The organism is Rahnella sp. EDr1-12 (genome assembly GCF_049206505.1).
Taxonomy (GTDB): Bacteria; Pseudomonadota; Gammaproteobacteria; order Enterobacterales; family Enterobacteriaceae; genus Rahnella; species Rahnella rivi.
Genome location: NZ_JBLZNY010000021.1, coordinates 1 through 466 on the forward strand (window position 1 = coordinate 1; position 466 = coordinate 466).

Here is a 466-nt window from a genome sequence, read left to right on the forward strand (position 1 = left end):
TCACGAACTTCCATTTCTACCAGTTCCAGCAGCTCTTCATCATCAACCATGTCGCATTTGTTCATGAACACGATCATGAATGGAACGCCAACCTGGCGACCCAGCAGGATGTGCTCACGGGTCTGAGGCATAGGGCCATCAGTTGCAGCAACAACCAGGATAGCGCCGTCCATCTGAGCAGCACCGGTGATCATGTTTTTCACGTAGTCGGCGTGCCCTGGGCAGTCAACGTGCGCGTAGTGACGAGTCGGGGTGTCATATTCAACGTGTGAAGTGTTGATGGTGATACCACGAGCTTTTTCTTCTGGTGCGTTATCGATCTGGTCGAATGCGCGTGCAGAACCGCCGTAGGTTTTAGCCAGAACGGTGGTGATTGCTGCAGTCAGGGTAGTTTTACCGTGGTCGACGTGGCCGATAGTACCAACGTTAACGTGCGGTTTGTTACGTTCAAATTTTTCTTTAGACA

1 protein-coding gene is annotated in these 466 nt (G+C 51.5%); it reads right to left on the minus strand.

Annotation, left to right across the window (positions count from 1 at the left end):
* Positions 1 to 466: GTP-binding protein (locus tag ACO0U8_RS24205; protein WP_421671767.1), on the minus strand; the 466-nt coding region annotated here is incomplete at both ends.